General features: G+C 62.1%; 19 protein-coding genes. 11 read left to right on the top strand and 8 right to left on the bottom strand.

From position 1 onward, the window contains the following. The first annotated feature begins 15 nt into the window (after nt 1-15). The 5 genes from gpmI (at nt 16) to MWU54_RS16680 (ending at nt 5209) form a co-directional block, all read left to right on the top strand. Entirely contained in the window at nt 16-1533 is a 1518-nt protein-coding gene (gpmI, locus tag MWU54_RS16700) for a 2,3-bisphosphoglycerate-independent phosphoglycerate mutase (protein ID WP_247086015.1), read from the top strand. After that, complete coding sequence (locus MWU54_RS16695) at nt 1530-2663, top strand: peptidase M23 (protein ID WP_247086013.1); 1134 nt, start codon at nt 1530-1532, stop codon at nt 2661-2663. Before gpmI ends, MWU54_RS16695 begins: the two co-directional genes overlap by 4 nt. After that, the gene (locus MWU54_RS16690) at nt 2660-4000 is read left to right on the top strand and encodes a S41 family peptidase (protein WP_247086010.1); all 1341 of its coding nucleotides are present in this window, start codon (nt 2660-2662) and stop codon (nt 3998-4000) included. Before MWU54_RS16695 ends, MWU54_RS16690 begins: the two co-directional genes overlap by 4 nt. Before the next feature lie 232 nt (nt 4001-4232). Then, complete coding sequence (locus tag MWU54_RS16685) at nt 4233-4715, top strand: RNA pyrophosphohydrolase (protein WP_247086008.1); 483 nt, start codon at nt 4233-4235, stop codon at nt 4713-4715. Further along, nucleotides 4715-5209: a hypothetical protein gene (locus MWU54_RS16680; RefSeq protein ID WP_247086006.1), complete on the top strand. Its 495-nt coding sequence runs from the start codon at nt 4715-4717 to the stop codon at nt 5207-5209. The genes MWU54_RS16685 and MWU54_RS16680 overlap by 1 nt, the downstream gene beginning before the upstream one ends. An 11-nt stretch (nt 5210-5220) precedes the next feature. On the opposite strand, the gene MWU54_RS16675 is transcribed toward MWU54_RS16680, so the two are convergent. After that, nucleotides 5221-6564, bottom strand: a complete 1344-nt coding sequence (locus MWU54_RS16675; protein ID WP_247086004.1) for a lytic murein transglycosylase — start codon at nt 6562-6564, stop codon at nt 5221-5223. A 77-nt stretch (nt 6565-6641) separates the two neighbouring features. Then, complete coding sequence (locus MWU54_RS16670) at nt 6642-7349, bottom strand: YafY family protein (RefSeq protein WP_247086002.1); 708 nt, start codon at nt 7347-7349, stop codon at nt 6642-6644. An 88-nt stretch (nt 7350-7437) separates the two neighbouring features. Between MWU54_RS16670 and MWU54_RS16665 the strand changes: the two genes are divergently transcribed. Next, a complete protein-coding gene (locus MWU54_RS16665; protein ID WP_247086000.1) occupies nt 7438-8160 on the top strand; it encodes a Tom37 metaxin N-terminal-like domain-containing protein in 723 nt (240 codons plus the stop codon). Here MWU54_RS16665 and rnr read toward each other — a convergent pair. From rnr to dapE, 3 genes are read right to left on the bottom strand one after another with little or no spacing between them, the layout of a single operon-like run. Then, nucleotides 8135-10423: a ribonuclease R gene (gene rnr, locus MWU54_RS16660; protein WP_247085998.1), complete on the bottom strand. Its 2289-nt coding sequence runs from the start codon at nt 10421-10423 to the stop codon at nt 8135-8137. The genes MWU54_RS16665 and rnr overlap by 26 nt on opposite strands. Before the next feature lie 24 nt (nt 10424-10447). Next, nucleotides 10448-10876, bottom strand: coding sequence for a GNAT family N-acetyltransferase (locus MWU54_RS16655; protein ID WP_247085996.1), 429 nt, complete (start codon nt 10874-10876; stop codon nt 10448-10450). Further along, nucleotides 10873-12021, bottom strand: coding sequence for a succinyl-diaminopimelate desuccinylase (gene dapE, locus MWU54_RS16650; protein ID WP_247085994.1), 1149 nt, complete (start codon nt 12019-12021; stop codon nt 10873-10875). Before dapE ends, MWU54_RS16655 begins: the two co-directional genes overlap by 4 nt. 277 nt (nt 12022-12298) lie before the next feature. Between dapE and MWU54_RS16645 the strand changes: the two genes are divergently transcribed. Beyond that, a complete protein-coding gene (locus tag MWU54_RS16645; protein ID WP_247085992.1) occupies nt 12299-13873 on the top strand; it encodes a Hint domain-containing protein in 1575 nt (524 codons plus the stop codon). After that, complete coding sequence (locus MWU54_RS16640; RefSeq protein WP_247085990.1) at nt 13870-14949, top strand: Hint domain-containing protein; 1080 nt, start codon at nt 13870-13872, stop codon at nt 14947-14949. Before MWU54_RS16645 ends, MWU54_RS16640 begins: the two co-directional genes overlap by 4 nt. Here MWU54_RS16640 and MWU54_RS16635 read toward each other — a convergent pair. Then, nucleotides 14946-15293: a hypothetical protein gene (locus MWU54_RS16635; RefSeq protein ID WP_247085987.1), complete on the bottom strand. Its 348-nt coding sequence runs from the start codon at nt 15291-15293 to the stop codon at nt 14946-14948. The two genes, MWU54_RS16640 and MWU54_RS16635, sit on opposite strands and share 4 nt — an antisense overlap. Nucleotides 15294-15407: 114 nt before the next feature. On the opposite strand from MWU54_RS16635, the gene MWU54_RS16630 reads away from it, so the two are divergent. Both MWU54_RS16630 and MWU54_RS16625 read left to right on the top strand, forming a co-directional pair. Further along, nucleotides 15408-15800 (top strand): rhodanese-like domain-containing protein, encoded by a 393-nt coding sequence (locus tag MWU54_RS16630; RefSeq protein ID WP_247085985.1) that lies wholly within the window; start codon nt 15408-15410, stop codon nt 15798-15800. Between the two features lie 13 nt (nt 15801-15813). Further along, nucleotides 15814-17268, top strand: a complete 1455-nt coding sequence (locus tag MWU54_RS16625; protein WP_247085983.1) for an aminotransferase class V-fold PLP-dependent enzyme — start codon at nt 15814-15816, stop codon at nt 17266-17268. A gap of 39 nt (nt 17269-17307) precedes the next feature. On the opposite strand, the gene dapD is transcribed toward MWU54_RS16625, so the two are convergent. Continuing rightward, nucleotides 17308-18135 carry a 2,3,4,5-tetrahydropyridine-2,6-dicarboxylate N-succinyltransferase gene (gene dapD / locus MWU54_RS16620; RefSeq protein ID WP_247085981.1) on the bottom strand — a complete coding sequence of 276 codons (828 nt, stop codon included), beginning with the start codon at nt 18133-18135 and terminating at the stop codon, nt 17308-17310. 88 nt (nt 18136-18223) lie between these two features. On the opposite strand from dapD, the gene MWU54_RS16615 reads away from it, so the two are divergent. Further along, complete coding sequence (locus tag MWU54_RS16615; RefSeq protein ID WP_247085979.1) at nt 18224-19288, top strand: nitronate monooxygenase; 1065 nt, start codon at nt 18224-18226, stop codon at nt 19286-19288. Here MWU54_RS16615 and MWU54_RS16610 read toward each other — a convergent pair. Then, complete coding sequence (locus tag MWU54_RS16610) at nt 19285-20199, bottom strand: threonine/serine dehydratase (protein WP_247085977.1); 915 nt, start codon at nt 20197-20199, stop codon at nt 19285-19287. The genes MWU54_RS16615 and MWU54_RS16610 overlap by 4 nt on opposite strands. Nucleotides 20200-20233 lie beyond the last annotated feature (34 nt).

The following is a 20233-nucleotide window of genomic DNA, read 5'->3' as shown; positions in this document are numbered from 1 at the left end:
CAGAGGGCCCCTTGCATGACCATCCCGAAACCTGTTGTCCTGACCATCCTTGACGGCTGGGGTCTGCGCGATGACGCGACGGCCAACGCCCCCAAATTGGCCAATACGCCAACGATGGATCACCTGATGGCGACCTGTCCGAATGCGACGCTGATCACGCATGGGCCGGATGTCGGATTGCCGAGCGGGCAGATGGGCAATTCCGAGGTCGGGCACACCAATATCGGCGCGGGGCGGGTTGTGGCGATGGATCTGGGCCAGATTGACCTGGCGATCGAAGATGGCAGTTTTTTTGAAAACGCCGCGATCCTGGAGTTTGCAAACACCGTGAAGGCCGGGGGCGGCCGGGCGCATGTGATGGGTGTGGTTTCGGATGGCGGGGTGCATGGGCATATCTCCCATATAAAGGCGGCGGTGAAATTGCTGACTGATCAGGGGGTGGATGTCGTGCTGCACGCCATCACCGACGGGCGCGATGTGGCGCCGACCTCGGCGGGCGGGTTCGTGGCGGATCTTACGGCGTCGCTGCCTGACGGCGCCACAATCGGCACGGTGATCGGGCGCTATTTCGCGATGGACCGGGACACGCGCTGGGACCGGGTCGAACGGGCGTATGATGCGATGATCAAGGGACAGGGCGTGCCTGCAGAGACTGCGATCAAGGCGGTTGAGGACGCTTATGCCAAGGATCAGAACGATGAATTTATCGAACCGCGTGTCATCGGTGATTACGCGGGTGTCGCGGAGGGAGACGGGTTTTTCTGCCTGAACTTCCGGGCTGACCGCGCGCGGGAAATACTGTCGGCGATTGGGGATCCCGCGTTTGACGGGTTCGAGCGTGACGCCCCAAAGCTTTCGGCGTTGCTGGGGATGGTGGATTATTCCAAGGCCCATAACGCCTACATGAGCACGGCGTATCCGAAACAGGAGATCAAGAACACGCTGGGCGAATGGGTCGCAAAACATGGCAAAACGCAGTTTCGGTTGGCCGAGACCGAAAAGTACCCGCATGTGACGTTTTTCCTGAACGGTGGGCAGGAAACGCCCGAAGACGGGGAAGACCGGTTCATGCCCAAAAGCCCGAACGTGGCGACTTATGATCTGCAGCCCGAGATGTCCGCCGATGAAGTCACAGAGAAATTCGTGGCGGCGGTTGAGGCGGGGTATGATTTGATCGTCACCAACTATGCCAATCCCGATATGGTGGGCCATACCGGTGATCTTGATGCGGCGATCAAGGCCTGCGAAGCGGTGGATGCGGGGTTGGGCAAGGTGCTTGAGGCCGTCAAGGCGGCCGGGGGCGCGATGATTGTGACCGCTGATCACGGCAATTGCGAAACCATGGTCGATCCGGACACCGGGGGGCCACATACGGCGCATACCACCAACCTTGTGCCGGTGGTTCTGTTCGGGGGACCGGAGGGTGCAGAACTCCGCGATGGGCGACTTGCCGATCTTGCGCCGACGCTGTTGGAACTGATGCAGATCGACAAACCAGCCGAAATGACCGGCGAAAGCCTGATCCGGACATGATGCGACTGGCGCTGGCGTTCTGTGTGGGTCTTACGGGGCCGCTGGCGGCGGAGACCCCGGCGCAGGCCGCGCGCACGGCCATTGCCGCGCTTGAAACGGCGACCGGCAAACTGGACGCCGCCGGATCGGCGCGGGATCGTGTGCGCGCGCTGACCGATGCGGTGCAGGCGTTCGAAACCGGGCTTGGCGCGATGCGGGACGGGTTGCGCGCGGCGTCGATCCGCGAAACCGAATTGCGGCGCGATCTGGATGCGCGCAATGCCGAAGTGACGCGGCTTCTTGCGGCGCTTTCTGCGCTGGGGCCGACGGTGGGGCCACAGACCTTTGTGCATCCCGATGGTCCGATTGGCGCGGCACGGGCGGGGCTGCTGATGGCTTCGGTCACGCCGGCGCTGTCCGAGGCGGCAGCAGAACTGCGCGCCGATGTGGAAGAGGCCACCATCCTGCGGCAGCTTCAGCAGGATGCCGCGAACACGTTGCAGGCCGGGCTGCAATCGGTTCAGACGGCGCGCACGGAACTCAGTCAGGCGATGGCCGACCGCACCGACCTGCCGCGCAAGTTCACCGAAGACCCTGTGCGCACCGCCTTGCTGATCGCGGCCAGCGAAACGTTGGACGGGTTTGCCAGCGGCCTGAGCCAGATCACCGATGTGGAGACGGATATCGCTCTGCCGACCGTTTCGGCCCGCAAGGGTCGGCTGCCGTTGCCCGTGTCCGGAGAGATCCTGCGCCGCGCCGGGGAAACCGATGCGGCGGGTGTGACGCGGCCCGGTGTGCTTGTGGCGACCCGGCCTCGCGCGCTTGTGACAACGCCTGCGGCGGCGACGATCCGCTATCGCGGCCCGCTTCTGGATTACGGGTTGGTGACCATTCTTGAACCGGAACCCGATATTTTGTTTGTGTTTGCGGGTCTGGACACCGTTTTTGGGGAGACCGGGCAAGTCCTGCCCGAGGGCAGTCCTGTGGGTGTGATGGGCGGCCCTGTGGGGCAGGTAAACGATATTCTATCACCATCTGGTGAAAGGGCTGGCGCAGCCTTGTCTGAAACGCTCTATATAGAGGTCAGACTTGGCGATACGCCAGAGGACCCGCTTGGGTGGTTCGCAGAGGATAAGGGAATGACCGAATGAAGAAAGTAGTCATGGCGGCAATGGGTGGCACGCTGGCAGGCATCGTCGCCACAACCCAGTTCGTGGGTCCGCTTGTTGCGCAGGAAAACGCGCGATCCACCAATGTCTATGAACAGCTTGATCTTTTTGGCGACATCTTTGAACGCATCCGCGCCCAATATGTTGAGGAAGTCGATGCAGGGGACCTGATCGAAGCGGCCATTGACGGCATGCTGACATCGCTTGACCCGCATTCCAGCTATCTGTCTCCCAATGACGCCGCCGACATGCGTGTGCAGACGCGCGGCGAATTTGGCGGTCTTGGCATCGAGGTGACGCAGGAAGACGGCTTTGTGAAAGTGGTCTCTCCGATTGACGGCACGCCAGCGGATGCCGCCGGGATCGAAGCGGGGGATTTCATCACCCATGTCGATGGCGACTCGGTTCTGGGGCTGGCGCTGGATGAAGCGGTGGACATGATGCGCGGCCCGGTCGGGTCCGAGATCATCATCACCGTGGTGCGCGAAGGCGAGGCCGAACCGTTTGACGTGTCGATCATTCGTGACACGATCAAACTCACCGCCGTGCGCACCCGTCTGCAGGGTGATGCGGTGGTGCTGCGTGTGACCACGTTCAATGACCAGACCTATCCGAACCTGGAAGAAGGGCTTGCCGAACAGGTCGAGGCGGCGGGCGGCATGGACAATGTCGAAGGCATCGTTCTTGACCTGCGCAACAACCCCGGTGGTCTGCTCAACCAGGCGATCCGTGTCAGCGACGCGTTCCTTGAGAAAGGCGAGATCGTCAGCACCCGGGGCCGCCAGCCCGAAGACGGGGATCGCTACAACGCGACGCCGGGGGATCTTGCCGAAGGCAAGCCGATTGTCGTGCTGATCAACGGCGGGTCGGCGTCAGCGTCCGAGATTGTCGCCGGGGCGTTGCAGGATCATCGCCGGGCGATCGTGGTGGGCACCAAGTCCTTTGGCAAAGGGTCGGTTCAGACGGTGATGCCGCTGCGCGGGGACGGGGCCATGCGCCTGACCACGGCGCGGTATTACACGCCGTCGGGCCGGTCGATCCAGTCGCTGGGTGTGTCGCCGGACATCGTCGTGGCGCAACCGCGCCGGGCTGACGCGTCCGAGGAGACCGAGGAAGAAACCAACGCCTTCAGCCGGTCCGAAGCCGACCTGCGCGGCAGCCTCGACAATGACAGCCTGACGGAAGACGAAATCCAGCAGATCGAAGCGGACCGCGCCAAGGCCGAAGCGGCGGCGGCACTGCGGGAAGAGGATTACCAACTGGCCTATGCCATTGATATCCTGAAGGGTCTGACGGCCCTTCAACCGTCTGACGACTGATCTGCAGCGCGAATGATGTGACAATCAAACCCGGAGGCCTTTGTGCGTCCGGGTTTTTTTGCGCCACTATGGGGCGGGCATGATGTTCAGGTGTGCGGGACACGCCCCGGGCAACCGTCCCGGCATTTGAAATCGTAATCTGTTGGTGTATCGAACAGGAACGTGCGCATAGTCTTGCGGATGACGTGCGCGACTGTTGCTGCCGCGCTGAAAGACAAGGAACGACCTGACCATGACCCCTGCTGACATCGCAAAACTGCCCTACCGACCCTGTGTCGGGGTGATGCTTGTGAACCGCGACGGTCATGTGTTTGTGGGCCAGCGGATCGACAATCCGGGCCCGGCCTGGCAGATGCCGCAGGGTGGTGTTGACAAGGGCGAAGCCCCACGTGATGCAGCGCTGCGGGAGTTGTGGGAAGAAACCGGCGTGACGTCGGATCTGGTCAAAATCGACGCGGAATCAAAGGAGTGGATTCCGTATGATCTGCCTGCCGATCTGATCGCAAAGCTCTGGAAAGGGCGGTATCGGGGGCAGGAACAGAAGTGGTTCCTGATGCGCTTTCAGGGCACCGATGATCAGGTGGATATCGCCACCGAACATCAGGAATTCAGCCGCTGGAAATGGATGGAACCGGATCAGTTGATCAACCATATCGTTCCGTTCAAACGGCATGTGTATGAACGCGTTCTGGCGGCTTTCAAGGACCACCTGTGATGCGCCGGGCGCTTCTGGCGGCCTGTCTGTGGGCCTTGGCGGGTCCGGTCTGGGCGCTGAGCTGTCTGCCCAACGACATTGCCCGGGATTTCAATCGCGCTGCGGCGTCAGAGGATGCGTATATCGTCGTCAAAGGCGCTTTGTTCTTTGATGAAACGGCGCTGCCGAAAACCGATTTCACCAACCAGACACGCACACCGCCGCAGACCGATATCCCGGCATGGCTGGACGGGCATTCCCTGTCGCAAGCGGGGTTTGACCGAAGGTTTCAGCGGGACATCATCCTGCGTGTGACGTGCGCTGGACCATGGTGCGGCGGGGCGGCCAAGGGGCCGTATCTTGCGTTTCTGAAGCGCGAGGGGACCAGCTTTGTCATGATGGCCACGGCCTGTGGCAGCATGTCTTATCCGGACCCGACACCCGGCCACGAGGCGCGCGTCTTGAGCTGCATGCGTGGCGAAGGATGCAGGGAAGACCGCGCCCCGTCCCGGTGAGGCCGTGCTGACTAGCGCAGTTTTTTGAGAATTCGCAACGACGCGTAGCCATCCGGAATGTCGCCCACCGATGTTTGGTAGCGGCGCACGGCGTTGATGGTCAGCGGGCCGATCTTGCCGTCGATCTTCTTGGTGTCGAACCCCTTGGCGGTCAGAAGCCGCTGCATTTCCTTGCGTTCGTCAAAGGTCAGCGCGCGGTCTTCGCGTGGCCAGTCGGACAGGATCGGCCCCCCGCCGGTGATCCGGTCACTCAGATGGCCGACACCGATCACATAGGCATCTGCCGTGTTGTAGGTTTCGATGACGTCGAAGTTCTTGAAGATCAAAAACGCCGCCCCGCGCGCGCCTGCGGGCAGAAGGACAGAGGCCTGCCCAAAATCCTCGACCGACGTCCCGTTCAAACCGGTTACACCCAGTTTTGCCCATTCGGACGGCAGTTTCTGGATGTCGCGATTGGCCAGCAGGTAATCGAACCCATCGGGGATCTGAACCTCAACCCCCCAGGGCGCGCCTTTGACCCAACCGTTCTTGGCAAGGTAATTGGCCGTGGAGGCCAGCGCATCTGCGGGATCGTCGGACCAGATGTCACGTTTGCCGTCGCCGGTGAAATCCACCGCAAGCCGTTGATAAGATGACGGGATAAACTGGGTGTGCCCCATGGCCCCGGCCCAGCTTCCGGTGAAGTTTGTCAGCGCGACATCGCCGCTTTGCAGGATCTTCAACGCGTCGATCAGTTCGGCCTCGAAAAAGCTCCCGCGGCGTCCGTCATAGGCCAGGGTCGCCAGTGATCCGATCACCGGGTTGGAGCCGCGAAACGTGCCGTAGGCCGATTCCAGACCCCAGATCGCCACAATGACATCCTTGTCGACACCAAACCGGGCCTCGATCCGGTCGAGCAAGGCCCCGTGTTTGCGCAGCGCGTCTTTGCCATTGCGGACGCGGGCGTCTGACGCGGCGCTGTCGAGGTAATCCCAGATTGTCTTGGTGAATTCGGATTGGTTGCGATCCCGGCGGATCACATCGGCATCGTAACGGGCACCGGCCAAGGCGCGATCAAAGACGGCGGCCGAGATGCCCTGCCGCAACGCGCGGGACCGGAAGTCGCGGATCCAGCTGTCGAACCCGGCCTGATCGGCGGCGGGCACCACCGCGTTCAGGTTCGGGGCAAGCGTGGGCCGCAACGTGGGGCGCAGCGAATTCTGTGGCGCGATGACGGACACCAAAGACACCGCGTTGCGGGTGACCGCAGCGTCTGTGTCCGCCCGGTCCACCGGTCTGGTCGATTCCTCGACCGGGCCTGCGGCGGCCCATGTTCCAATTGTTGCCAGTACCGATGCAATCACTCGAAGACGCATGTTCACAATCCTGCTGCTCGTGTTCGTTTCCCGAACTTGAACAAAGCCTACCGCGATTGTTTCCATTTGCGAAGCAATCAAAACGGGACCAAGCGATCTCCTGCCGCTGCTTTGAGGTTTGCAAGGTAGGTTTTCATCAGCGGTGCGCGCTCTGGCCGGAAGGATCGGTCTGTCACCACGAGGGTTGCCATGCGGTCGAGCCGAAAGGCACGGAAATCCTCGCGCGTCAGGCACCAGGCCAACAGGCAATGTGATTGATCGAACAGCATGATGCTGAGTGGTTTGACCTCGCGCCGGGTGGGGGTGCCGTTTTTGTCGGTGTAGTCGAACCCGACGATTTTTTCCTCCCAACACGCTTCGCGCAGCACACCTGAGTCGATATTGGGTTTGGTCGGCGGGTTGAAGCGATGGGCCACGAGCACCGAATGACGCAACCTGTGCGCCTGCCGTTTCGGCAATCGCGCGCGCAGTTTGGTCAGGGCGGTGCGTGCGGCATCGGCCAGCGCCGGATCGCCAACCGCCGCCACCTCGCGCAAGCCGAGCACCAGCGCCTCAAGCTCTGCGTCCTTGAACCCCAGGGGCGGTAGATGCGCGTCTTCGATCAAGGTGTAGCCATACCCGGCTTCGCCGTCGATCACCGCCCCAAGTCCGCGCAGCGTGTCGATGTCACGGTAGAGCGTTCGCGCAGAGACACCCGTCGCATCCGCCAGGTGTGCCGCCGTGGCGGGAGAAGGCAGGCTGCGCAGGGCTTGCATCAGTTGGAACAGGCGATGGGTGCGGCTCATAGGATGAGCATGGTCGCGCATGCTGACAGAAATTGACAGTACATATGGATAGAAAAAGCCCAGACACATTCTGTTTGGAGATTGCACCATGTTGACTTTGATCACGTTCCCCGACGGCTTTGATGAACCCAGCCTTAGCCCGTTCTGCGTGAAAGCCATGATACAGTTGGACATGGCGGGGGTGGACTGGCGACCTGAATATACCGGGACTCCCGGTGATGGTCCGTTGGGTCGCTTGCCTGCCTTGCGAACGCCGGAGGGCGTGATCCCCGAATCGGGGTTTATCCAGACCTATCTTGAAGGGCAGGGGGCTGTTTTCCACATGGGCCTGTCCAGCGTGGCGCGCGTCCGGGCTCATGCGTTGGTGCGCATGATCGAAGAGCATCTGCGCCTTGGGATTGCGCATGATCGCTGGCTGGTGGATGCCTGCTGGGAGAAAATGAAACCCGTGGCGTTTGCGTCCGTGCCTGCGCCCATCCGCCCGGCGGTGGCGACCATGGCCCGGCGACAGGTGCGATCAGGTCTGAAAAGTCAGGGCTTTGCGCGGATGACAGAGGCGCAGCGGATGGCCTGTTTTCAGCCTGATCTGGACTGTCTGACCGACCACCTTTGGGACACGCCGTACCTGCTTGGGGATCATCCGACCGCGCCCGACACGATTGCTGTCCCGGTGCTGAGCATGCTGGCCGGGTTGCCTGCCAGCACCGCCTTGCGCGAGACGGTGCGCCGCAATGCGACGCTTATGGCCTATATCGACCGTGGGCGCGCCGCGCTTTACCCGAAGACTATCCGTTCCGCCGCTGCCGCGTGACCTTGCGCTTGGTCTTGGCGTCTTTCTTTTTCGCCTTGGCCGGTTTGCGCTTTGGCCCACCTTTGCCCTTGGGGCGCGATCCGCGTCCCATGCGGCCTTTGCCGGACCCACCGGGCAGTTTGGCGTCTTCGAGCGTGAGCAGTTCCAGACCGATCCCACCGGTCACGGCTGCTGCATCAATCAGCTTGACCGTCACCCGCTGACCCAGCGTGATCATGGTGCCGGTATCAGCCCCCATGAGCGTTGCGGCGTCGGCATCGAAATGGAAGTATTCGTTGCCCAGAGACCGGATCGGGATCAGCCCGTCGGCACCGGTTTCGTCCAGTTTCACAAACACCCCGAACCGCGCGATGCCGCTGATGCGGCCGCCAAATTCAGCCCCGACGCGGTCGGACAGGAACGACGCGAGATAGCGGTCGGTGGTGTCGCGTTCGGCCATCATCGACCGGCGTTCGGTATCGCTGATGTGTTGCGCGGTGTTTTCCAGCCGCTCGATATCCTCGGGGGACAGCCCGTCATCACCCCAGCCATGTGCTTTGATCAGGGCACGGTGCACGATTAGGTCGGCATAGCGCCGGATGGGCGACGTGAAATGCGCGTAGCTTTGCAAGGCCAGCCCGAAATGGCCGAAATTGGCCGGGTTGTAATAGGCCTGCGTCATGGATCGCAGCGTGGCGAGGTTGATCAGTTCGGCCTCTTCTGTACCTGCGGCTGCGTTCAGCAACCGGTTCAGATGCGCGGTTTTGAGAACCTGCCCCTTGGCGAGGGTCAATCCCGCTGCATCCGCCGTTTCACGCAGGCTGTCGAGTTTTTCGGGCGGCGGTTCTTCATGCACGCGGAACAGCAGGGGCGTGCGTTTTGCGATCAGGGTTTCTGCAGCGGCGACATTGGCCAGCACCATGAATTCCTCGATCAGCTTATGCGCGTCCAGCCGTTCCGCGAAATCCACCGACTTCACCGTCCCGTCTTCGGCCAGAACGATCTTGCGTTCCGGCAGATCAAGGTTCAGCGGCTGGCGTTCGTTCCGCGCTTTCACCAAGGCAGCATAGGCGGCGTATAACGGGCGGATCACCTCCGACACCAAAGGCGCGACCTTGTCGTTCGGGTCGCCATCCATCGCCGCCTGAACCTCTTGGTAGTTCAGCGACGCGGGCGATTTCATCAATCCGCGCACAAAGCGGTGGCCGATCTTTTTGCCCTTGGCATCAACCTGCATCCGCACTGCAATACAGGCGCGCGGCACACCTTCGTGCAGCGAACACAGGTCACCGGACAACCGGTCCGGCAACATCGGCACTACGCGGTCGGGGAAGTAGCTGGAATTGCCGCGCTTGCGCGCCTCAATATCCAGTGCCGATCCCGGCGTCACGTAATGCGCCACATCTGCAATCGCGACCCAGATGACGTGGCCGCCTTCGTTCTTTGGGTCATCGTCGGCATGGGCGTAACACGCATCGTCATGGTCGCGCGCATCCGCCGGGTCGATGGTGATCAGCGGCATGTCGCGCAGGTCTTCGCGGCCCGACAGGCCCGCAGGTTTCATCGCGTCGGCTTCTGCGATCACCGCATCGGGGAAACTGTCCGGGATGCCGTGCTGGTGGATCGCGATCAGCGACACCGCGCGCGGGGCAGATGGGTCGCCCAGCCGTTCGGTGATGCGCGCGCGGAGTAGGCCCATGCGGCCTGCAGGCCCGGCTTGTTCGGCCTCGACCAACTCACCGTCCTTGGCCCCGCCCATCGCGTCTGCGGCGACCATCCATTCCTTGTCGGAGCCTTTATCAATCGACTGGATGCGCCCGCCTTCGGACGTTTTTTTGAAGATGCCCACGACCCTGCGCGGGTTCGCGCCGATCCGGCGGATCAGGCGGGCCTCGTAGTTGTGGTCTTCCTCGTGCACCACCTGCAACCGCGCCAGAATGCGGTCGCCTTCGCCCAAGGCGGGGTCCGACGCGCGCGGGATGATCAACACAATCGGCTCCACCCCTTCGCCGTGCCATTCCAGGGGTTGCGCAAACAGATCGCCATCCGGCGTCGGTTCCTTGACCTGCAACACGCTTACGGGCGGCAGGCGGTCGGGATCGCGGTACGTTTTCTTGCGCTTTTCCAGATGGCCCTCATGCTCCAGCTCTTTCAGCAGGCGCTTGAGATCAATGCGCGCAGCACCTTTGATGCCAAAGGCTTTGGCAATGTCGCGTTTCGCGGTGAGGGTCGGGTTCGCGGCGATCCATTCAAGAATATCGCCTTTGGTCGGCAGTTTGCTCATAGTCCTGAGGTAGCACGCGGCCCGTCAGGTGTCGAAGCGCAATTCCATCATGCGATGATCAATGCCCGCATCGTCGAACACATCGCCATAGGCGGCAAAGCCAAACCGTTCGTAAAAGCCAAGCGCATCAAGCTGTGCGCCAAGTGCGGCACGCTCAATGCCGGGGGTTTGCCGCAAAACCTCCAACGCCGCCTTGATCAACGCGGCACCCAACCCGGTTCCGCGCGCCTCTCTCAAAACGCAGACGCGCCCGATCTTGCCTGTCACATCCTTGATCACAATCCGGGCTGTCCCCATGGGTGTGCCGTCCACCGTCGCCAACAAATGGATCGCCGACGCATCCAGTTCGTCGCGTTCAAGGTCCACCGGCACGTTTTGTTCTTCGACGAACACGGTATGGCGCAGCGCAAGGCAGTCGCTGAGGTCCTTGACCTGCTTGATTGTCACACTCATGCGGCGAAATAGTCCTTCAGGATGCGGGTGTAGATGCGCTTTAATTCGACGATCTGCGCGATCTCGACCCGTTCATCGACCGCATGCATGGTTTTGCCAACAAGGCCGAATTCCACCACCGGGCAGTGGTTTTTCACAAACCGCGCGTCCGAGGTGCCACCGGTTGTCGACATCTCTGGCACAACGCCTGTTTCTGCCGCGACCGCTTTGGAAATCAGGTCGGACAACGGGCCGGGCGGGGTGATAAAGCTTTCGCCCGAGATCTTGATCTTCACCTCGGTCGTTGTCCCGAATTCCGCATCGACCTTTGCCGCTTCGGCCAATAGCCAGTCAGACAAATCCGCGCCGGTATGGGTGTCGTTGAAGCGGATGTTCACACACGCTTTGGTCACAGCCGGGATCACGTTTGTCGCCGGGTTCCCGGTATCAATCGTCAGCACCGCCAGCGTGGACGGATCGAAATGCTCTGTCCCGGTGTCGAGCACATGCGACGACAGCCGATCCATCAACCGCGCCATTGCGGGCATCGGGTTCAGCGCGCGGTGCGGATAGGCCGAATGCCCCTGTTTGCCCGTTGTCGTGAACCACGCTGTCATCGACCCGCGCCGCCCGATTTTCATCATCTCGCCCATATGGTTGGGTGCGGTTGGCTCTCCGACTAGGCAGACCGACATCTGTTCGCCCTCTGCCTCCATCCAGTCCAACAGCGCGACGGTGCCGTCGGTTGCTTCGTCTTCCTCGTCCCCGGTGATGGTCAGAACGACGGCGCCTTCCGGAGGGGTGTCGCGCACGAAATCCACGGCGGCGGCGGCAAAAGCGGCAACGCCGGATTTCATATCCGTCGCCCCGCGCCCGTAAAGAAAACCGTCTTTGATCTTGGCCCCGAAGGGCGGCATGGTCCAATCGTCCGGATTGCCCAGCGGCACCACATCGGTGTGACCGTTGAAACCAAACGTCTTGGGGTGGCCCTTGTCGCCCCAGCGGGCATAGAGGTTCGAAATGCCGTTCCGATCCACGCGCGTGCACGCAAACCCTGCGTCAGACAGCAGCTTCTCCAGCAAGACCAGCGCGCCGCCCTCTTCGGGCGTCACCGACGGGCATTTCACCAAAGCGGCTGTCAATTCGATGGGATCGGTTGTGGTCATGTCGGGCCTCTTTGCAAACGGTCCGCCTTGGCTACCGCCAACCGCGCAAAAGGGCAAATGTGACGAAAAAAGCGCAACATCAAGGGTGCGCCGGTCCGTGTCCGTCGCGTCAAAGATGACAGCCGTGGCAAAGCTGTGTTAAAAATCTTTTAATAATAATACGCCACGAGGCAGGCGGTCATACAAACGGTGGCGCGGCACGGTGAAAACACCGGTCATGCGCGTGTGAATTTATCATCGGTATGGGCCGTTTGCCTTCGCATGGATCGAGGCAGGCATGGCAACAGGCGCAGAGCTTACGTACAACACCGGGGCCAGCCCTCTGGCGATGGCGCAGGCGATCTTTGGCACCGGCGTGACAATTGATGGTGCCAGCTTTACCGGCGATTCCAACGCGTCCGCCATTTTCAGCAACGGCGATGCTTTGGCTCCGGGGGTCACGCCCAGCGACACGGGTGTGATCCTGTCCACCGGCCGGGTTGACCGGTTCACACAATCCTCTGGCGATCCCAACCGCAGCGCATCGACCACAAGCAGCAACAGCGGCCAAAACAACCTGCAGCAATTCAACATCGCAGCCGGCAACACCAGAACCTACGACGCCAATTATCTTGATGTCGATTTCACGCCCGAAAATGACCTGATGACGATGCGCTTCGTCTTTTCGTCCGAGGAATATCCCGAATTCACGAATTCCATTTATCAGGATTTCGTCGGCGTCTGGGTGAACGGGGTGCAGGTTGAAATCGTTGCCGGTGACGGTGACGTTGACCCGGCAAACCTCAACACGTCGCAAAACGTCAACCTGTTCAACAACAACACGGGCGACGCCTACAACACGGAAATGGATGGCTTTACCGTCACATTGACCATGACCATCCAGGTCAATGCGGGCGAGCCGAATTCCATCCGCATCGGCATCGCGGATGTGGGCGACTCCAACTACGATTCCAACCTGCTGATCGCGGCGGATTCGATCCAGACCGAATTGGTTGCGCAGTCTGACCTCATCAGCATGTACACCAACCAGACCAAAGTGCTCGACGTTCTGGACAATGACGTCAATTACGGCACGGGTGGTATGGTTATCACCCATATCAACGGCATCGCCGTGATCGCGGGCGACAGCGTCACCCTGACCTCCGGGCAGACGATTACGCTGAATGCGGACGGCACCCTTTCGGTGACATCCGACAATGATTTCGAAACCGTCAATTTCACCTACGGCATCGAAAATGGCGATGGCGAAATCGACACCGGCTTTGTCACCATCGCCACGGTGCCGTGCTTTGTGGCGGGCACCCTGATCCGGACAGAGGACGGGCAGGCCCGTGTCGAGGATCTGCGTCCCGGCGACATGGTGTGGTCGATGGACCGCGGATTGCAGCCGTTGCGCTGGATTGGTCAGCGAACTGTCGCGGCGACGGGCACGTTTGCGCCGGTGCGCGTCAAGGCGGGGACCTTTGGGGATCACGCGAACCTGATGCTGTCGCCGCAGCACCGCATTCTTGTCCGCGATCCGCTGGCAGATCTGGTGTTCGGTACACCCGAAGTGCTGGTTGCCGCGAAACATCTGGTGGACGGGCGCAACGTTCAGTCGGTCGAGGGCGGCAGCGTCACCTATGTGCATTTGCTTTTCGACCAGCACGAGATTGTCATGGCCAACGGGCTGGCGACAGAAAGCTTCCTGCCCGGTCCGCAAACGGTGGATGCGTTCGAGGACGATATCGTTGATGAGATTGCCCAGCTGTTTCCCGATCTCGATCTGGAGACAGGAGAAGGCTATGGCGATGCGGCGCGACAGATTCTCAAGAAACACGAGGCCAGAATGCTGTTCGGGTCCGCTGCATGAGCTGGTTTGCGCTGCTTGACTGCGGGGCGCGTGAGCCGTGGGTGCGCGAGGACGTGGAGGACGTTCTGGCCAAGCGTCCCAAGGCCTGCGTGCCGCGCGGGTCGGTTGTGCTTGAAACGCGGTTGTCGCCGGATGCCCGTCCGCAGACGCTGATTTCATACCGACGCGACACCCGGGCAACAGCGAGCTTTTCGCTGATGTCGACACCGCATGGCAGTCTTGTTCTGGTTATCGCGCATGGCGACACCGTTGTGCACGAAGTCATGGAGCGCGGACGCGAAGCGCGCACCGATACGTTGCAGGTGACGATCAGTTGGGATGTTGCAAGCGGCGTCGGGCGGCTGGTGGTGGCGCGGCCTGAAACCGAACATGTGCTGATCCGCAATTTCGCAATGCCCCACCCGCCGTTGCTGTCTGATCTGGTGGCCCTGTCCCGTCCGCAAGGGCTGACCGAGGTGGATCCGGATGTGATTTTCGTGGCGCTGTCGTCGGATATTGAGCCTGTGGGGCCTATGCCCACGCTTGCACCCTCCGTTCCGCTTCAAACGGCGCAGGGGCCGAAACTGGCCATGTCGCTGAAACCGGGGGATGTGGTGCGCGCGGCGGATGGCAAGCTGGTTCCGGTGCTCCACACGGTTCGGCGCGCTGTGCCAAGCCTTGGGTCGTTTCGCCCTGTTCGGCTCAGAGCGCCGTATTTCGGACTGACGCAGGATGTGGTGGTGTCCCGCCACCAGCGCTTGCTGGTCAGCGGTCCCGAGGTGGAATACCTGTTCGGGCGGGAACAGGTGCTGATCCCGGCATCGGCGCTTGTGAACGGGTACGCGGGGCATTTCGAACCCGCGCCGCGTTTCGTGACCTACCACCAGATCCTGCTGCCGCATCACGACACGGTGCAAACCCCGGATGCAGCGCTTGAATCCCTGTATATCGGCCGGATGCGGCGGGATAAGGCGCAGCTGAATGCGTCGGTTCTGAGCGACGTGTCGCGATCCTTGCTGCCCGAACACCACCGCGCCGGGTACCAGGTGCTGCGTGCGTTCGAGGCGATTTCACTGGCCGAAGCCCGCGCCGCCTAGTCGCGGTCGTCGCCGTAATACGGCGTGACCTGCGCCACGATCACCGCATTGTCGTCCAGTGCTTTCTGCATCAGTTCGATCTCGTCCGGCTCGATCTCGTGGCCTTGCGCCTTGCGCTCTTCCAGCGTGCCATAGCCGGTCACATCCAGCGGAGCCATATCGGCCTGCTTCAGGATCGCAACCGTCTCGCGCACGGCTTCGGCTTCGTCAACGCCCGAGGCATAGCACATCAGGCCTGCGCCGGTTGCCTTCTTGGGCAGGCCATCGCCGGACTTGCGGCCAACCTCAACGACCAACGTATACACATGCTGGGGTTTCTTCGGTTTGCGGGGGGCGTCGCTCATGGGGGAACCTGTTTCTGGATGCGGCACAGCCTCTGACACGAAACGCTGCGCAGGTCGAGGGTTGTCGCCATTCCAACTCTGCGCATACTGCCCCGGAACAAGAGGAATGACCCCATGAAATCAGTCAAGGACATGGTGGCTGCCGCCAATCGTGTTGTCGAACATGCGCCTGCCGCCGAGATGCTGGATCTGGTCGGGCAGGATGGGGTCACGTTTGTGGATCTGCGCGATCCGCGCGAACTGGACCGCGAGGGCATGATCCCGGGGGCGTTTCATTGCCCGCGCGGGATGCTGGAATTCTGGATTGATCCGGACAGCCCCTACGCAAAACCGCAGTTCCAGACCGGCAACCGCATCGTGTTCTACTGTGCCTCTGGCTGGCGGTCCGCCCTGTCGGCAAAAACCGCGCAAGAGATGGGGCTGAAAAACGTCAGCCATATGACTGACGGCTTCACAGGCTGGGTGGCGTCGGGCGGTGACGTGGCGCAGCGCAAAAAAGACACTTAGAAAGCGGGGCCAGATGAGCAACGATCACACGCCAGATCGGTCCAGGGCAAACCCGTCATTGACGCAATCCTTGTCATGCCTTGACGATGACGACCGCAAGGCAATGGAAGCCGCCGCGCGCCATGCCGTGGCCTATCGTGCCGGTCTCGATGCGGCGCGCGCCGCGCCTGATAAACGCCCTTCGGCGGTGGTTGACCGCTTCAAGGGGGATTTGCCGAAATCCGGGCAAGACGCGCTTTCGGTGATCGAAGACATGGTTGCTCAGTCAGCCGATGGCATACACGCGCACAGCTCTTCGCGGTTCTTTGGCTATGTCTGCGGCGGGTCCATGCCGGTGGGCGCGGCAGCGGATTTTCTTGTCACGTCCTGGGGGCAGAACGCAGCGTCCTCATGGGAGAGCGCGTCGGTCGCCGTGATCGAACAAACCGTGTGCCGGTGGTGTCTTGATCTTTTGGGGCTGCCACCTGATTGCGGTGTCGGCATCGTGACCGGGGCCACGGTGGCCAACACGCAAGCCATCATCGCGGCGCGGGATGCGTTGCTGGCGCGGCAGGGATGGGACATCAGTGATCAAGGTCTGTTCGGCGCGCCGCATATTCCCGTCCTTATCGGTGCGGATGCCCATTCCGCGCCTATGGCGGGCATTCGCTATGCCGGGCTGGGCCTTGGTCGGGCCACACGGCTGGACACCGACGATCAGGGGCGCATCCGCATGGATGCTTTACAGGCTGCGCTGGACACCTGCGAAACGCCGCCACTGGTCATCCTGCAAGCGGGACAGATCAATACCGGGGCGTTTGACCCGTTCGCCGAGGCGATCCCGCGTGTTCACGCGGCGGGGGGCTGGGTGCATGTTGATGGTGCGTTCGGTCTTTGGGCCAACGCGATCCCAGAGATGCGCGATCGCACCGCCAGCGTTGAGACAGCAGACAGTTGGGCCGTGGATCTGCACAAATGGCTGAACGCACCTTACGACGCGGGGCTGTGCATCGTGAAGGATCGCACCGACCTTGTGACATCCATGACCGCGCGCGGCGCGTATCTGCCCGAGATCGGAGAGACTTGGGAACCCAGCGAATCGACCTTGGAGCTGAGCCGCCGCGCCCGCGGGGTGCCCAGCTACGCGATACTGAAACATCTGGGCGCGGATGGCGTGCGGGCCATGATCCGGCGGCATTGTGATCTGGCGGTGTACCTGGCGGACCAGCTCTCCGTGATCCCGGGAATCCGGATTCTGAATGATGTTGTTCTGAACCAGGTGGCCATCGCTTTTGAAAGCGATGAGGTCACAACCAAAGTGCTTGAACAGGTGCAAACGCGCGGTCGCGTTTATCCAAGCCACGGGGTTTGGCAGGGTCACCAGATCGTGCGTGTGTCGATTATCAATCACGCGACCGACAAGGCGGATATCGATCTGTTGATCGAAGAGCTGTTATCGGCGCAGCAATCGGTGGCCGCGCCGACATAAGGCCCGCCCGGCGTCTGCCGGACAGACCGAAACAGGGGTTTAGTCGCGCAGCAACTCGTTGATGCCGGTCTTGGAGCGTGTGCGTTCGTCCACGCGCTTCACGATAACCGCACAATACAGGTTGATGCCGTTCTTGGACGGCATGGAGCCTGCCACAACCACCGAATAGGGCGGCACTTCGCCATACATCACTTCGCCGGTTTCGCGGTCCACGATCTTGGTGGACTGGCCAATGAACACGCCCATACCCAGAACCGAGCCTTCGCGCACGATGCAGCCTTCGACCACTTCGGAGCGCGCGCCGATGAAGCAGTTGTCTTCAATGATGGTGGGCCCGGCCTGCATGGGTTCCAGAACGCCGCCAATGCCCACGCCACCCGACAGGTGAACACCTTTGCCGATCTGCGCGCAGCTGCCCACGGTTGCCCAGGTGTCGACCATTGTGCCTTCGTCTACATAAGCCCCAAGATTCACGAATGACGGCATCAGAACCACGCCGGGTGCGATGAACGCGGATTTGCGCACGACGCAGTTTGGCACGGCGCGGAACCCTGCCGCTTTCCACTGATTGTCACCCCAGCCTTTGAACTTGCTGTCAACCTTGTCCCACCAGCCACCGGCCTGCGGGCCGCCGTCCTGCTGTTCCATGTCCTTGATCCGGAACCCCAGCAACACGGCTTTCTTGGCCCACTGGTTGACATGCCAGCTTCCATCGCCCTGCTTCTCGGCCACGCGCAATTTGCCGCTGTCGAGCGCGTTCAGCGTGTCTTCGATGGCCTCGCGCGTTTCGCCTGATGTGGCAGGCGTGATGGTGTCACGGACTTCCCATGCGGCTTCGATGGCGGTTTCAAGCTGTGCGTTGGACATCAAACTTCCCCTTGTTCCGACGAACTTTCAGACGCCTATAGTGTTTGGGGCGCATAGGCGCAATCATCTCTGACAGGAGGGAACACCCATGAAAGCAGCCCTGACACGCGCAGAGGGTTTTGCGCAAAGCTATGGTCTTCGGGTTCCGATCCTGATGGCCCCGATGGCGGGGGCCTGTCCGGTGTCGCTTGCCGCGGCTGTGGCGGATGCCGGTGGTATGGGGGCCTGTGGCGCGTTGCTGATGGATGCAGGGGGCATTGCCGACTGGTCCCAGCAGATGCGTCGGTCAAGCAACGGGGCGTTCATGCTCAACACCTGGATCCCCGATCCGGACCCGGTGCGCGATGACGCCCACGAAGCGCGGCTGCGCGACTGGCTGGAAACCTGGGGGCCGGACGTGCCGCCTGTTGATCTCGGCGGGCCGCAGTTTGCCGATCAATGCGCGGCGATGATTGCGGCGGGTCCAACGGTCATGTCGTCGATCATGGGGCTGTACCCGCCGGATGTGGTGACCGAGATGAAGGCGCGCGGCATCCGTTGGTTTGCCACCGTGACCACCGTGTCCGAAGCCCGCGCCGCAGTTGAGGCCGGGGCCGATGTTCTGATTGCGCAAGGGGCAGAGGCCGGGGGCCATCGCGGGGCGTTTGAGGCAAAAGACGCCTTGGCGAAGTCTGTTGGATTGTTTTCGCTGCTGCCCGCCGTGGTGGATGCGGTCGATATCCCCGTGGTTGCCGCAGGGGGTGTGGCCGACGGGCGGGGCTTGGCGGCAGCGCTGGTGCTGGGGGCGTCTGCTGTTGTTGTTGGCACCGCCCTGTTGCGCAGCCCCGAGGCGGGTGTGGCCCCGGCCTGGGCCGACGCGATTGGCGCTGCTGCCCCCGAGGACACCCTGCCGACCCGCGCGTTTTCGGGGCGACTGGGGCGGGCCATTGCCAACAGCTATGTCACCGCAGCCGCGCAACCCGACGCGCCCGATCCGGCCCCGTACCCGGTGCAACGGGCGCTGACGGCACCGATGCGGGGGGCTGCCACCAAGGCCGACAGCATCGACACGATGCAAGCCTGGGCGGGCCAGTCCGCCGGTCTGGCCAAGGCCCATCCGGCAACACAGATCGTGACCGAGATGTGGGAGGATGCCCGCGCGTTGCTGGCCTAGATATCGGGGTCCGGCGCGATATTCCCGCCGCAGACCAGCACCGCTACGCGTTCGCCCGGTTCCGGCGTATACGCGCCCGACAGAAGCGCCGCCAAAGCTGCCGCACCTGCCGGTTCAACCAGTTGACGGTGTGCCTGCCACAGCGCTTTTTGTGCCTCGGTGATCGCGCCGTCGGTCACGCGCACAACATCCAGACCCGCTTTGAGCGAGGTCTGGAAGCAAATCTCTCCGATCCGCCGCGCCCCCAGTGCGTTGGCGGCCACACCCGACACCGGCACATCCACCGGTTCACCGGCCTCCAGTGCGGCATGCAGCGCGCAGGCCGTCATGGGTTCGACCCCGACAACCTTGCGCCGTCCGGCCAGCCAGTGCAGCGCCCCGGCGATCAACCCGCCGCCGCCCACGGCGATCAGCACCGTGTCTGCGTCCAGCGCCTGGGCTTCCCATTCCCGCATCACCGTACCCTGACCGATCACGGTCATATCGGCATCATAGGGATGGATCTGCATCGCGCCGCTTTCGGACGCCTCACGGTCGGCCAGCGCGGCCGCGTTCGCGTATTCGCCCGGCACGACGGTCAGGTCCGCGCCGACCCGCTCGATCAATCCGATTTTCGCAGGGCCTGCAATTTCCGGCACAAAGATCTTGGCGCGGTGTCCCAGCGCTTTGGCAGCAAAGGCCACCGCCGCGCCGTGATTGCCGCCTGACGCGGCCACAACACCTGCCTCTGGCACATCAGAGGCCAACAGGGTGGCAAACGCGCCGCGCGCCTTGAAGCTGCCGGTGTACTGCATCTGCTCAAGCTTCAGCTCCAGCGGGCGACCAAAGGCATCCGACCGCAAAACAGGTGTTTCGACAACATGACCCGCGATCCGTTTGGCTGCGGCTTCAATCTCGGCTTGCCAATCCATCCCAACCCCTCTTTGGTGCGTTGATGTCGGACGC

Origin of the sequence: Marivita sp. S6314, from assembly GCF_023015985.1 — a bacterium.
Lineage (GTDB): Bacteria > Pseudomonadota > Alphaproteobacteria > Rhodobacterales > Rhodobacteraceae > Marivita.
Note: the sequence above shows the minus strand (reverse complement) of the source record. Positions and strands in the feature narration are given on the sequence as shown.